Here is a 12,975-nt window from a genome sequence, read left to right as displayed (position 1 = left end):
GCGTGTGCGCCCCGCCTGCCGCGCCGGCACGCCGGCGGTCGATTGACTTCCGGGGGCGACTCGCATATCCTTCGCAGTCTTGACCGGGAGAGCGCAGCACAGGCTGCCGCCGAAGGGGCATCACCCGAAAACTCTCAGGCAACCGGACCGGTCAGGGGACGCCGCGCAGCGCGCGGCGGACCAACTCTGGAGAGCGGCCCGGACGGGCCCACCGAAGGGGCAGGCGGCGTCGCCGCTATCTCTCAGGTACCGAGGACAGAGGGGTGCGAAAGGCATGCGGACCGCGCGTGCCGCACCCCATTTACCTGTCCGAGGATGCATCCATGACGCTCAAAGCGACCCCGCTCAATTCCGCACACCGCGCCGCCGGCGCCAAGATGGTCGACTTCGGCGGCTGGGACATGCCGGTCAACTACGGTTCCCAGATCGCCGAGCACGACGCCGTGCGCCAGGATGCGGGCATGTTCGACGTGTCGCACATGTGCGTGGTCGACATCGAAGGCGCCAACGCGCGTCCGTTCCTGCGCCACCTGCTGGCCAACGACGTCGCCAAGCTGCAGGCGCCGGGCAAGGCGCTGTACTCGTGCATGCTGAACCCGCAGGGCGGCGTGATCGACGACCTGATCGTCTACTTCTTCGGCGAGCACTGGTTCCGCCTGGTGGTCAACGCCGGCACCGCCGAGAAGGACATCGCCTGGATCCGCGAGCGCAACGAGACCTCGGGCAGCGGCCTGAAGATCACCCCGCGCCGTTCCGACATCAATGCCGACCCGCAGGGCGGCGCCATCGCGCTGATCGCGGTACAGGGCCCGAACGCGCGCGCCAAGGCGTGGGACGTGCTGCCGCAGACCCGGGCCGCCTCCGAGAACCTGAAGCCGTTCAACGCCGCCATCGTCGAGGATACCCCGTTCGGCGAGGTGATGGTGGCGCGTACCGGCTACACCGGCGAGGACGGCTTCGAGATCGGCGTCCCCGCGGACCGGGCCGAGGCGCTGTGGAACGCGCTGCTCGGCGCCGGCGTGAAGCCGGCCGGCCTGGGCGCGCGCGACACGCTGCGCCTGGAAGCCGGCATGAATCTGTACGGCCAGGACATGGACGACACCATCTCGCCGCTGGACGCCGGCCTGGCCTGGACCGTGGTGCTGGACGCCGAGCGCGACTTCGTCGGCAAGGACGCGCTGCAGCTGCACGGCCAGCGCCAGCAATTCGTCGGCCTGATCCTGCGCGACAAGGGCGGCATCCTGCGCGCGCACCAGAAGGTGGTGGCGGGTTCCGGCAACGCCGGCGAGATCACCAGCGGCACCTTCAGCCCGAGCATGCAGGCGGCCATCGCGCTGGCGCGCGTGCCGCTGGACGTGGCCGTAGGCGACACCGTACACGTCGAGATCCGCGACAAGAAGCTGGCGGCGTCGGTGGTCAAGCTGCCGTTCGTACGCAACGGCAAGGTGCTGGCCGCCTGAAAGGCATCCGGCGCGAAGCCCGACAAGAACACTTTATACTGAACACTCACTCTTACCCTCATATCCGGAGCCCCCGCATGAACATCCCAGCCGACCTGAAATACACCGAGTCCCACGAGTGGGTCCGCCAAGAAGCCGACGGCACCCTGACCGTCGGCATCACCGAATACGCACAGGACGCGCTGGGCGACATCGTGTTCGTCGAACTGCCGGCGGTCGGCAAGACCTTCACCGCCGGCGACGATGCCGCCGTGGTCGAGTCGGTCAAGGCGGCCAGCGACATCTATTCGCCGGTCTCTGGCACCGTCACCGCCGTCAACCAGGCCACCGCCGACGCGCCGGACTCGATCAACGCCGATGCCTATAGCGCCTGGCTGTTCAAGCTGCAGCCGAGCGATGCGAATGCCGTCGCCGGCCTGCTGGACGCCACCGCCTACGGCAAGGCGACCGCGGACTGATGGTGTTTGCCAGCGCGCCGTGCAGCGCGCTGGTTGTTCGTACTTCCATGACGTTTCAACGACAGCATAAATGATCGTCGTTCCCGCGCAGGCGGGAACCCATACCGAGTAACCACGGCCACTCAGCATGGATCCCCGCCTGCGCGGGGACGACGGCATCGCGCAATGCGCTTCTCTCCTTTTTCCGCCCCTACCATGACCCGCACCAGCCTGACCCAACTCGAAGCACGCGACGGTTTCATTCCGCGCCACATCGGCCCGTCCGACACCGAACAGGCAGCCATGCTGTCCGTCCTCGGCTACGATTCGCGCGCCGCGCTGATCGACGCCGTCGTCCCCGCCAACATCCGCCTGAAGGAAAAGCTGGACCTGGGCCAGTTCTTCGAGCCGCTGCCGGAACAGGCCGCGCTGGCGAAACTGAAAGCGCTGGCATCGCAGAACAAGGTCATGAAGTCGATGATCGGCCAGGGCTACTACGGCACCCACACCCCGCCGGTCATCCTGCGCAACATCTTCGAAAACCCGGCCTGGTACACCGCCTACACGCCCTACCAGCCGGAGATCTCGCAGGGCCGCCTGGAAGCGATCCTGAACTTCCAGCAGGTGATCGTCGACCTGACCGGCATGGGCATCGCCAACGCCTCGATGCTGGACGAGGGCACCGCCGCCGCCGAAGCCATGACCCTGGTCCAGCGCGTCGGCAAGTCGGCCTCGAAGGTGTTCTACGTGGCCGACGACGTGCTGCCGCAGACGCTGGAAGTGGTGCGCACGCGCGCCCTGCCGATCGGCGTCGAGGTGCGCACCGTCGCCGCCGCCGACCTGGAAACGCTCGAAGAGACCTGCTTCGGCGTGCTGCTGCAATACCCGGGCGTGAACGGCGACGTGCGCGACTACCGCCACGCCGTCGAGAAGCTGCACGCGGCCGGCGCCATGGTGATCGTCGCCGCCGACCTGCTGGCACTGACCGTGCTGGCCGCGCCAGGCGAATGGGGCGCCGACGTCGTGATCGGCAACAGCCAGCGCTTCGGCGTGCCGCTCGGCTTCGGCGGCCCGCACGCCGGCTACCTGGCCACGCGCGACGAGTTCAAGCGCAGCATGGCCGGCCGCCTGGCCGGCGTCACCATCGACGCGCAGGGCAACAAGGCGTTCCGCCTGGCGCTGCAGACGCGCGAACAGCACATCCGCCGCGAAAAGGCGACCTCCAACATCTGCACCGCGCAGGTGCTGCTGGCGGTGATGGCGTCGATGTACGCGATCTACCACGGCCCGAAAGGCCTGGAGCAAATCGCCCGCCGCGTGCACCGCTACGTCGGCATCCTGGCCGGCGCGCTGCGCTCGCTCGGCTACCGGCTGGCCAACGAGACCTATTTCGACACCCTGACCGTGGCGGTCGAGGATGCCGACGCGCTGCACCGCATCGCGGTCGGCCGCGGCGTCAACCTGCGCCGCATCGACGCCGGTCGCGTCGGCCTGTCGCTGGACGAGACCACCACCCGCGACGACCTGGCGCTGCTGCTCGACATCTTCACCGAAGCCGCCGGCAAGACCCAGTCGTTCGACATCGACGGCCTCGACCAGGACGCGCAGGACGCCTTCCCGGCGGCGCTGGCGCGCACCAGCGCCTACCTGACCCACCCGACCTTCCACCGCTACCACGCCGAGCACGAGATGCTGCGCTACCTGCGCGCGCTGGCCGACAAGGACCTGGCGCTGGACCGCACCATGATCCCGCTCGGCTCGTGCACCATGAAGCTAAACGCGACCTCGGAAATGATCCCGGTGACCTGGCCGGAGTTCTCCAGCATCCACCCGTTCGCGCCGGATGACCAGACCGCCGGCTACCGCGAGATGATCGGCCAGCTGGAAGCGATGCTGTGCGCCGTCACCGGCTACGCCGGCGTGTCGCTGCAGCCGAACGCCGGTTCGCAGGGCGAGTACGCGGGCCTCCTGATCATCAAGAAGTACCACGAGTCGCGCGGCGAAGGGCACCGTAACATCTGCCTGATCCCGTCCTCGGCGCACGGCACCAACCCGGCCTCGGCCAACATGGTCGGCATGAAGGTGGTGGTCACCGCCTGCGACGAGAACGGCAACGTCGACCTGGACGACCTGCGCAAGAAAGCCGCGGAGCACGGCGCCAACCTGGCCTGCGTGATGGTCACCTACCCGTCGACCCACGGCGTGTTCGAAGAAGGCATCCGCGAACTGTGCGAGATCGTGCACGGCCACGGCGGCCAGGTGTACGTGGACGGCGCCAACATGAACGCCCTGGTCGGCGTGGCCGGGCCGGGCCAGTTCGGCGGCGACGTCAGCCACCTGAACCTGCACAAGACCTTCTGCATCCCGCACGGCGGCGGCGGACCGGGCGTGGGTCCGGTGGCGGTGGGCGCGCACCTGGTGCCGTTCCTGCCGAACCAGGCCTCGACCGGCTACCAGCGCGACGAACAGGGTATCGGCGCGGTCAGCTCGGCCGCCTACGGCTCGGCCTCGATCCTGCCGATCTCGTGGATGTACATCGCGATGATGGGCGGCGACGGCCTGACCGCGGCCACCGAGACCGCGATCCTCAACGCCAACTACATCGCACGCCGCCTGGCACCGCACTACCCGGTGCTGTACACCGGCGAAGCCGGGCTGGTGGCGCACGAGTGCATCATCGACCTGCGCCCGCTGCAGGACGCGACTGGCATCAGCAACGAGGACGTGGCCAAGCGCCTGATGGACTTCGGCTTCCACGCGCCGACCATGAGCTTCCCGGTGCCGGGCACCCTGATGATCGAGCCGACCGAGTCGGAATCGAAGGCGGAGCTGGACCGTTTCATCGAGGCGATGATCTGCATCCACGCCGAGATCGTGAAGGTCGAGCGCGGCGAGTACGACCGCATGGATAACCCGCTCAAGGGCGCGCCGCACACCGCCGAGGTGGTCACCGCCGACGACTGGCAGCATACCTATTCGCGCGAGGTGGCCGCCTTCCCGGTGCCGTCGCTGCGCAAGAAGAAATACTGGCCGCCGGTCGGCCGCGCCGACAACGCCTACGGCGACCGCAACCTGTTCTGCGGCTGCGCGCCGGTCAGCGATTACGAGTAATAACGCGCAGTAGGTTTTGCGAGGTGCTACCGCACCTGCCCGCGGCTGGATGCCAGCCGCAGGTAGGGATGGCCGGGTTCGCCGGGGCGCTTGCCCGGCGTCCCGGCCAGTCCGCACACCTTTTCCCCGATCTCCCCTTCTTCCGCGCCGGTCGCCTCGTCCAGCCGGAATGCCGCCACCGCGCGCGACAGTGTCAGCGCCTGCTGCTGCAGGCTGCGCGCCGCTACCGCCGCCTCTTCCACCATGCGCGATCCCTGCAGGGTCATCTCGTCCATGCGCACGATGGCCTGGTTGACGCCAGCCAGTTCCTGGGCGCGCTCGGCACTGGCGTCGCCCATGCGGTTGACGATGTCGCCCACCTCCTGCACCGAGCTGGCCAGGTCGGCCATGCTGGTGCCGGCCTGGGCCGCCCAGGCCCTGCCGTTCTCGATCGTCGCGACAGCCTGGCGCGCCAGGTCGCGCGCCTCGTGCGCGGCGGCGCCGGCGCGGCGCGCCAGCGTGCGCAGCTCGCAGGCGGCCTGGGCGAAGCCCTGCCCCTGCTCGCCCGCCTTGGCCGCTTCCACCGCGGCGTTCAGCGCCAGCGTGCCGGCATTGCCGAGGATGGTCTCGACGGCATCGTTGATCTCTTCCATGCGGCCGGCGCTGCGGCGCACGCTTTCCAGCGTCGCCACCAGCCGGTGCACCACGCTGCCGCCTTCCTGGGCCGCGAGCGAGGCGCTCTCGGTCACGCGGTTGGCGTGCTGCACGCTGTCGGCGCTCGAATGCATCGCCGCCGCCAGTTCCTGCATCGAGGCCGCGGTGTGTTCCAGCGAGGCGCGCACGCCGGCGCGCGCCGGCAGCGCCGCGCGCCCCAGCGTGATCTCGCGCGAGGCCAGCCCGATCGAGCGCGCCGACTCGAGGATGGTGCGCAGCGTGCCGTTCAGGTTGCGGATGCTGGCGTCCAGCGCGCGCGAGGTGGCGGCGATCTCGTCGCGGCCGTATTCGCGCGGCCTGGTGGTCAGGTCGCCACTGGCCAGGCCGTGTACCGCCGCCTCGATCGCGCCGATCTCGCCCAGCAGCGAACGCCGCACCGCCATCGTGATCGCCAGCGAGGCGGCGATCGACAGCGCGATCACCAGCGGCATCAGGGTGGAGATGGTCTTGAAGTCGGTGGCGGCGCCGGTCGACGCCAGTTCCGACAATTCCTGCTCGCGCTGCGACAGCTCGGTCAGGCGCTGCGCCACCACGGCGAACGCGCGCTCCGCCTTGACCATGGCGGTGGCGCTGACCGACTGGTCGTTCTGGGCCAGCTCCAGCACGTCGCCGACCGCCGCCACGTACAGCAGCCAGGCGCGCTGGGCCTGGTCGATGTAGCGCTGCTCGCCCGGACTCCCGCGCGCCAGGTGCGACAGGGCCGCGAAGCCGCGCTTGACCGCGCCCTGCTGCAGCTGGACGTCGCGCACCAGCGGCTCCACGCGCGCGCGCGGGAAGCTGCCGCTGATCCAGGTGAGCACCTGGTAGGCCTGGGCATGCGCACGCTGCGCCGAGGCGACCAGGTCGAAGGCGGCGCGCATGTGCACCGCGCGCTGCTGGACGATGGTGTCGAGGGACTGGTTCTGGCGTACCATCGCCATGTAGGCGCCGCAGGAAAGCAACACCAGCAGCAACAGCACGGCGCCGGGAGCCAGCAGCAGTTTGGGACCGATCCGCAGGCGCGACAGCATGTCAGCGCACTCCCTGCGACGATGGGCCGGCCAGGCCGGTGCGACGGATGGACGATGCAGCGATCATGATAGGCTCCCGGGAAGATGCATGCCTGGGCCGGTGCGTCGTGCCCGGCTTTATTTCCAGCGTGCATTTAAGCAATCTACGGGAGCGGGGGCGCGCACCCTTGCGCCATCTCAACAATGGAATTTCAGGAGAAAAATGAAGCGAAACGTCACAGGTGCGCTATTGTCGGGACTGTTGTTTCCTGGCATCGGCCAGTTCTACCTGGGCCGCCGTGCGCTGGCCCTGCTATTCCTGGTGCCGGCTGCCGTTGCCGGCCTGGCCTACCTCGATGTCATGCTGGAGCAGGCCAGCGCCGTGGCCGACCAGGTGCTCAGCGGCGCCGTGGCGCTGGACCCGGCCGCGATCGCGGCGCGCATCGACGCCCAGCAGACGCCGCCATGGGCGCCGGCGGCAGCCATCGTGTTCGCCCTGTGCTGGATCGGCAGCATCGCCGAGGCGCTGCTGGGGCGCCGGACGTGAAGGATGCCGGCGCGGCGCGATGCCGGCCGGTGCAGCGGGGTGCAGCGGCGCGCGGCGCGGCGGCCAAGCCGCGCGCCGGCGCCGCACGCTGTCAGTCGAGCTTGGCCGCATGCTCGCGGGTGGCGTGGAACTGCAGCTTGGGCCAGCGCTCCTGGGTCAGGCGCAGGTTGACGCCGGAAGTGGCGAGGTAGGCCAGGTTGCCGGCGGCGTCGTAGGCGACGTTGTGGGCCAGCGCGGTCTCGAAGTCGGCCAGCGACTTCTTGTCGTCGCTCGACACCCAGCGCGCGCTGCTGATGCTGGAGCTTTCGAACACCGCGTCCACGCCGTACTCGTTGAGCAGGCGGCTGGCCACGACTTCGAACTGCAGCACGCCGACCGCGCCCAGGATCAGGTCGCTGCCCATGACCGGCTTGAACACCTGCACCGCGCCCTCTTCGCCCAGCTGCTGCAAGCCCTTGTGCAATTGCTTGGTCTTGAGCGGATTGCGGATACGCACCGTGCGGAACAGGTCCGGCGCGAAGTACGGGATGCCGGTGAAGGTCAGCATCTCGCCTTCCGAGAAGCTGTCGCCGATCTGCATGTTGCCGTGGTTGGGCAGGCCGATGATGTCGCCGGCGTAGGCTTCCTCGACCTGCTCGCGGCTGGACGCCATGAAGGTCACCACCGACGACAACTTGACCTCGCGGCCCAGGCGCAGGTGCTTGACCTTCATGCCCTTGTCGAAGCGTCCCGAGCACACGCGCAAGAAGGCGATGCGGTCGCGGTGGGCCGGGTCCATGTTGGCCTGGATCTTGAAGACGAAACCGGAGAACGGCTGTTCCTGCGGCTCGACCGCGCGCACGGTGGCGTCGCGCTCGCGCGGGGCCGGCGCCCAGTCGATCAGCGCCGACAGGATCTCGCGCACGCCGAAGTTGTTGATCGCCGAGCCGAAGAACACCGGGGTCTGCACGCCGGCCAGGAAGCGCTGCAGGTCGAACGGGTGGGACGCGCCGTGCACCAGCTCGACTTCCATCTTGAGCTGGTCCATTTCGAGCGGGAACATGGCCGCCAGCTTTGGGTTGTCGATGCCCTTGATGATTTCGTAGGCGCCGTCGGCCTTTTCCTCGCCGGCCTTGAACAGCATGACTTCGTCGTTCAGCAGGTGGTACACGCCGCGGAAGTTCTTGCCCATGCCGATCGGCCAGGTCACCGGCGCGCATTCGATCTTCAGCACCGACTCGACCTCGTCCAGCAGTTCCAGCGGATCGCGCGTCTCGCGGTCGAGCTTGTTCATGAAGGTGACGATCGGCGTGTCGCGCATGCGGCACACGTTGAGCAGCTTGATGGTCTGCGCTTCCACGCCCTTGGCGGCGTCGATCACCATCAGGGCCGAGTCGACCGCGGTCAGCACGCGGTAGGTATCTTCCGAGAAGTCTTGGTGGCCGGGGGTGTCGAGCAGGTTAATCACGTGGTCGCGGAATTCGAACTGCATCACCGACGACGCCACCGAAATGCCGCGCTGCTTCTCGATGTCCATCCAGTCGGAGGTGGCGTGGCGGCCGCTCTTGCGGCCCTTCACGGTACCCGCCAGCTGAATCGCACCCGAGAACAGGAGCAACTTTTCAGTCAGCGTGGTCTTACCCGCGTCCGGGTGGGAAATGATGCCGAAAGTGCGGCGGCGCGCCACTTCGCGGGCGATCAGGGCGGCCGGTTTGGCGCTCGCGGCGCCGCTGCCGGCGTCGCCGGTGTCGGGGGTGGTAACTGCGGTTTCGTTGGACATGGTTTCGGCCATCGCGGCGCTTGCAAAACTCTCGATTTTACCGGCTCCGGACCGGCTTGTGTGAACTGATTGGGAGCGCTGCCCGGGCATGCAGAAAACCCTTCTCTACAGGGAAAAACGGCGTCATGAGCTCGACAATACGGAACGACATGGGCACACGAGGAGGTCCTGTGTAGGAATTCTGACACCGAGACTGCAGTATGGATGGGTTAACGCGACAGTATCGACCAGGAAAACCACGCTCCAGATACCGAAAAACGTGGTTTTGTGTGATTTTCTCCAGTAGGACTGGACTGACAAAACATTATGCACGCCACCTACAGGGGGGCGACAGCCAGTCTTATGTTCGGCAAATGACATTAGCTTTAATCTTCACACATCGCGATGAGGAAACCCATCCAAGCAATCGCCCAGTGAAGTAAGTCAGAGATAACGAGGAAATAAAATGAATAATGCTCAATTTGGTGCTACCGCGAAGAAGACGCAGTCGATGAATCAGTTCCCGACCACTTCGGAAGAACTGAAATCCACGACGCGTCCGGTCGTGAGCTACAGCGGTACCCAACAAAATGAGCTGCTGGCAGCCCTGCCGCGTCCTGACTTGGAAAGCCTGTTCGAACACCTGGAACTGGTCCCGCTGCCTTTCGGCAAGGAACTGTTCGAATACGGCAGCAAACTCGAATACGTGTACTTCCCGACCACCGCCATCGTTTCCCTGCTGTACGTGATGGAAGACGGCGCCACCACCGAGATCGCCGTGGTCGGCCATGAAGGCGCAGTCGGCGTGTCGCTGTTCATGGGCGAGCGCGCCACCTGCAGCGCCGTGGTCCAGAGCGCCGGCTACGGCTACCGCCTGAAGACCCAGTTCCTGCGCGACGCCTTCAACAAGGGCGGCGCCCTGCCACAGTTGCTGATGCGCTATACCAACGCCCTGTTCGCCCAGATGGCCCAAAACGCCGTCGGCGGCCGCCACAGCTCGATCGAGCAGAAACTGTGCCGCTGGCTGCTGGACCGCCTGGACCGCTCGGCCAGCAACGAACTGAAAGTGACCCAGGAACTGATCTCGATTATGCTGGGTGTGCGCCGCGAAAGCATCACCGCCGCTGCCGGCAAGCTGCAGGACGAAGGCCTGATTCAGTACCGCCGCGGCAACATCACCGTGCTGAACCGCCAGGGCCTGGAAGACTATGCCGGCGAATGCTACAAGGTCGCCAAGAGCGAATACGACCGCCTGCTGATGGACGTCGCACGCTGATCGACCCTTCCGCCTGTCCGGCAGCCTCGGCCGGACAGGCGTTGCATTACCACTCGTTGCATTCGCCCCCTCCCGCAGTTCCTTCCCCGCCGTTCTTCAGTGCGCCGCAGTACCCGAGCCGAGCGCCAATTGCAATTCCATTCCCGGTTCCACCAACGATGCAGCGCCCGCCTGCGCCGCCGCATTGCCGTCCTGTTTCTGCGCCGGCATGGCCGCGGCCCGTACCAGCGGCGCCGCCGAAAGCACCTCGCCTCCGGCGACGGCGGCGTCGGTACCGGACGCCACCATCGGCACGCAGGCATGCACGCTGGTGCCGATGCCGTTCACGCCGCGCCCCACCTGCAGGGTGCCGCCCAGCAGCAACGCACGTTCGCGCATGCCGAGCAGGCCATGCGACTTGGGACGCCGCATCGCATCCGGCGGAATGCCGACCCCGTCGTCGCTGACTTCCAGCGCCAAGGCTTCGCCCTCGCGCGCCAGGTGCACGATGACGGTGCGCGCCTGCGCATACTTGGCGATATTGTTGAGCGATTCCTGCGTGATGCGGAACAGCGCGATCGCCTGCATCGATCCGGCGCCATCGACGTCGCCATCGATCAGCGCTTCGCAATCGATGCCGGTGACGCGGCCGAAATCGTCGCAATAGCTCTGGATGGCCGCCGCCAGGCCCATGTTGTCCAGCAGGCTCGGGCGCAAGTCCTCGATGATGCGGCGCTTGAGCTCGATCGTGTCGACCAGCGTGGCGCGGGCGCGGCCCAGCATCGCGGCCTGCTCGGCATGGGTCGGTTTCAATTGCTCGCCGACGGTCGCCAGGTACATGCCGATGGCGGTCAGGTTGGCGCCCATCTCGTCGTGCAGTTCGCGCGCCAGGCGCGCCTTTTCGTCTTCCGCCACGCGGATCAGGTGGCGCGACAATACCGACAGTTGTTCGGTGCGCGCCGCCACCAGTTGCTCCAGCCCGTCGTTGGTCCGCTGCAGCGCATGTTCGGCGCGCAGGCGCAGGCGGAAACCGTGACGGATCAGGTTATAGAACAGCACCAGCACGGCCAGCGCCGCGAGGTTGATGCCGACGCCCACCAGCACCGCGCGCCGGTACTGTTCGTAGACGGCAGCCCCGCGCGCGGCCAGCAACTCGTTCTGCTCGCCCGTCATGATGACGACCTGCATGCGGATCTCGTCCATGCGGCTCTTGTCTTCCTGGGCGCGCGCGATCGCCACGATGTCTGGCAAGCCGCCCTGGCGATACACCTGGATGCCTTCATGCATCAGGTCGATGCGGCGCGTGACCAGCGCGCGCAGCTGCGCCAGGTTTTTCGATTGCGCCGGGTCGTCGGCCAGCAATTTCTGCAAGCCCCCGAATTCCTGCGGCAATTCCCGTGCGGCCGTACGCAGCGGCCCCAGGTAGGTATCGGAACCGGAAAGGAAATAGCCGCGCAAGCCGCTTTCGGCATCGATCACCAGCAGGTTCACATACTGCAGGCGCGCCGACACGCGGTCGGCCTGGGTCTGCCGGGTATTGGCAGTCTTCAGTTCGTCGAGGTTGCGCACCAGGCTGATGCCGTTCAATACGAGGAACAGTACGCACACGACGCACAGCAAGGTCTGGTAGAGCGGAAGACTGCGCCCGGGCTTGAACGTGGGGTCGGTGGTGAAGTACATCCTCGAATAGTCCTTTTGCGCAACATTTCGTCTAGTTCATTATAGACCGTAAAATTTTGCATCGAACCGCCGCGCGAGCGATCGCAGACGATTGTGGCATGGTGACGACGCGAAATAAACAATTCTTTATGAGAACTTATTCGAACCGCCATGGTCGCCCGCCAGTAGGGCGACAGCGACGCCGAAACTGCCTGCAGCGTGGGAACGAGGAGATGGCGCCGTTACAGCCGGCAATGTGCGGAAACGTGATGCGGGGGAACTGGGAGAGAAAACGGCCACCTGTCCGGTGGCAGTGCCTGCCGGGCGCACGGGAGCGCGGCGCCGGACAGCAGGGGCGGCAGGGCGCCGCCCTCGCCTGCTCAGTCGAGCAGGTTGTTCTTCATGGCGTAGTAGGTCAGGTCGCTGTTCGACTGCAAGCCCATCTTTTCCATGATGCGGGTACGGTAGGTCGACACGGTCTTGATCGACAGCGACAGCGCATTGCCGATATCCGACACGGTCGCGCCCTTGGCCAGGCGCAGGAACACCTGGAATTCGCGGTCCGACAGCTCGGTGTGCAGGGCCGTGTTGGGATCGCGGTCGAAACTCTGTGCCAGCAATTCGCCGACCTGGGAGCTGACGTAGCGGCGGCCCTGGTAGACGGTGCGCACGGCGGTCTTGAGTTCGTCGGCCTCGCACTCCTTGTTGAGGTAGCCGTTGGCGCCCATCTTGAACAGGTTCAGCGCATATTGCTGCGCCGGATAGCCGGACAGGATCAATACCGGCAGGTTGGGCTGGCCCTGGCGGATGGTGCGCAGGATGTCGATGCCACTCTGGTCCGGCATGGCGATGTCCAGCAACAGGACATCGCAGATTTCGCGGCGTGCGATGTCGAGGGCCTCACGCCCGGTTGCGCCTTCGGCGACGACTTCGAAATCGCCCGACGACGAAAAAATCTGTTTGAAACCTGCTCGAACTATCTGGTGATCGTCACAAATGGCAACGCGTATCATTGTCTTCCCTTAGATTTTTCCCGGTACAGGAAAGAGCCGAGGCTGACACCTCACGCCCGTTAGGTCATGCGCT

9 protein-coding genes and 2 riboswitches are annotated in these 12,975 nt (G+C 66.6%); of the genes, 5 read left to right on the top strand and 4 right to left on the bottom strand.

Features of this window, described 5'->3' with window-relative positions:
- Positions 1-74 precede the first annotated feature (74 nt).
- Positions 75-160, top strand: a riboswitch (glycine riboswitch).
- Positions 161-176: 16 nt separating this feature from the next.
- Positions 177-269: riboswitch (glycine riboswitch) on the top strand.
- Positions 270-323: 54 nt separating this feature from the next.
- The 3 genes from gcvT to gcvP all read left to right on the top strand — a co-directional run bounded on the left by gcvT (position 324) and on the right by gcvP (position 5,008).
- The gene (gene gcvT / locus HH212_RS18225; RefSeq protein WP_170203761.1) at positions 324-1,460 is read left to right on the top strand and encodes a glycine cleavage system aminomethyltransferase GcvT; all 1,137 of its coding nucleotides are present in this window, start codon (positions 324-326) and stop codon (positions 1,458-1,460) included.
- Positions 1,461-1,537: 77 nt separating this feature from the next.
- Entirely contained in the window at positions 1,538-1,918 is a 381-nt protein-coding gene (gene gcvH, locus HH212_RS18220; protein WP_170203760.1) for a glycine cleavage system protein GcvH, read from the top strand.
- Between the two features lie 195 nt (positions 1,919-2,113).
- Positions 2,114-5,008 carry an aminomethyl-transferring glycine dehydrogenase gene (gcvP, locus tag HH212_RS18215; RefSeq protein WP_170203759.1) on the top strand — a complete coding sequence of 965 codons (2,895 nt, stop codon included), beginning with the start codon at positions 2,114-2,116 and terminating at the stop codon, positions 5,006-5,008.
- Between the two features lie 26 nt (positions 5,009-5,034).
- Here gcvP and HH212_RS18210 read toward each other — a convergent pair whose 3' ends face one another.
- Complete coding sequence (locus tag HH212_RS18210; protein WP_170203758.1) at positions 5,035-6,711, bottom strand: methyl-accepting chemotaxis protein; 1,677 nt, start codon at positions 6,709-6,711, stop codon at positions 5,035-5,037.
- A 202-nt stretch (positions 6,712-6,913) separates the two neighbouring features.
- On the opposite strand from HH212_RS18210, the gene HH212_RS18205 reads away from it, so the two are divergent.
- A complete protein-coding gene (locus HH212_RS18205) occupies positions 6,914-7,237 on the top strand; it encodes a hypothetical protein (RefSeq protein WP_229217340.1) in 324 nt (107 codons plus the stop codon).
- A 91-nt stretch (positions 7,238-7,328) separates the two neighbouring features.
- On the opposite strand, the gene HH212_RS18200 is transcribed toward HH212_RS18205, so the two are convergent.
- The gene (locus tag HH212_RS18200; RefSeq protein ID WP_170203757.1) at positions 7,329-8,996 is read right to left on the bottom strand and encodes a peptide chain release factor 3; all 1,668 of its coding nucleotides are present in this window, start codon (positions 8,994-8,996) and stop codon (positions 7,329-7,331) included.
- Positions 8,997-9,486: 490 nt separating this feature from the next.
- Between HH212_RS18200 and HH212_RS18195 the strand changes: the two genes are divergently transcribed.
- Entirely contained in the window at positions 9,487-10,251 is a 765-nt protein-coding gene (locus tag HH212_RS18195; RefSeq protein ID WP_229217339.1) for a Crp/Fnr family transcriptional regulator, read from the top strand.
- Positions 10,252-10,347: 96 nt separating this feature from the next.
- Here the strand turns inward: HH212_RS18195 and HH212_RS18190 are convergent, their stop codons facing one another.
- Together HH212_RS18190 and HH212_RS18185 are read right to left on the bottom strand one after the other, a co-directional pair.
- Positions 10,348-11,910 carry a sensor histidine kinase gene (locus tag HH212_RS18190; protein WP_170203755.1) on the bottom strand — a complete coding sequence of 521 codons (1,563 nt, stop codon included), beginning with the start codon at positions 11,908-11,910 and terminating at the stop codon, positions 10,348-10,350.
- A 359-nt stretch (positions 11,911-12,269) separates the two neighbouring features.
- The gene (locus HH212_RS18185; protein WP_170203754.1) at positions 12,270-12,902 is read right to left on the bottom strand and encodes a response regulator; all 633 of its coding nucleotides are present in this window, start codon (positions 12,900-12,902) and stop codon (positions 12,270-12,272) included.
- Positions 12,903-12,975 lie beyond the last annotated feature (73 nt).

It is taken from the genome of Massilia forsythiae (assembly GCF_012849555.1).
Taxonomy (GTDB): domain Bacteria; phylum Pseudomonadota; class Gammaproteobacteria; order Burkholderiales; family Burkholderiaceae_D; genus Telluria; species Telluria forsythiae.
Note: the sequence above shows the minus strand (reverse complement) of the source record. Positions and strands in the feature narration are given on the sequence as shown.

Excerpts from the sequence above, each read along its gene's own strand:
- gcvT (WP_170203761.1), top strand. The coding sequence starts at position 324 with ATGACGCTCAAAGCGACCCCGCTCAATTCCGCACACCGCGCCGCCGGC.
- gcvH (WP_170203760.1), top strand. The coding sequence starts at position 1,538 with ATGAACATCCCAGCCGACCTGAAATACACCGAGTCCCACGAGTGGGTC.
- gcvP (WP_170203759.1), top strand. The coding sequence starts at position 2,114 with ATGACCCGCACCAGCCTGACCCAACTCGAAGCACGCGACGGTTTCATT.
- HH212_RS18210 (WP_170203758.1), bottom strand. The coding sequence starts at position 6,711 with ATGCTGTCGCGCCTGCGGATCGGTCCCAAACTGCTGCTGGCTCCCGGC.
- HH212_RS18205 (WP_229217340.1), top strand. The coding sequence starts at position 6,914 with ATGAAGCGAAACGTCACAGGTGCGCTATTGTCGGGACTGTTGTTTCCT.
- HH212_RS18200 (WP_170203757.1), bottom strand. The coding sequence starts at position 8,996 with ATGTCCAACGAAACCGCAGTTACCACCCCCGACACCGGCGACGCCGGC.
- HH212_RS18195 (WP_229217339.1), top strand. The coding sequence starts at position 9,487 with ATGAATCAGTTCCCGACCACTTCGGAAGAACTGAAATCCACGACGCGT.
- HH212_RS18190 (WP_170203755.1), bottom strand. The coding sequence starts at position 11,910 with ATGTACTTCACCACCGACCCCACGTTCAAGCCCGGGCGCAGTCTTCCG.
- HH212_RS18185 (WP_170203754.1), bottom strand. The coding sequence starts at position 12,902 with ATGATACGCGTTGCCATTTGTGACGATCACCAGATAGTTCGAGCAGGT.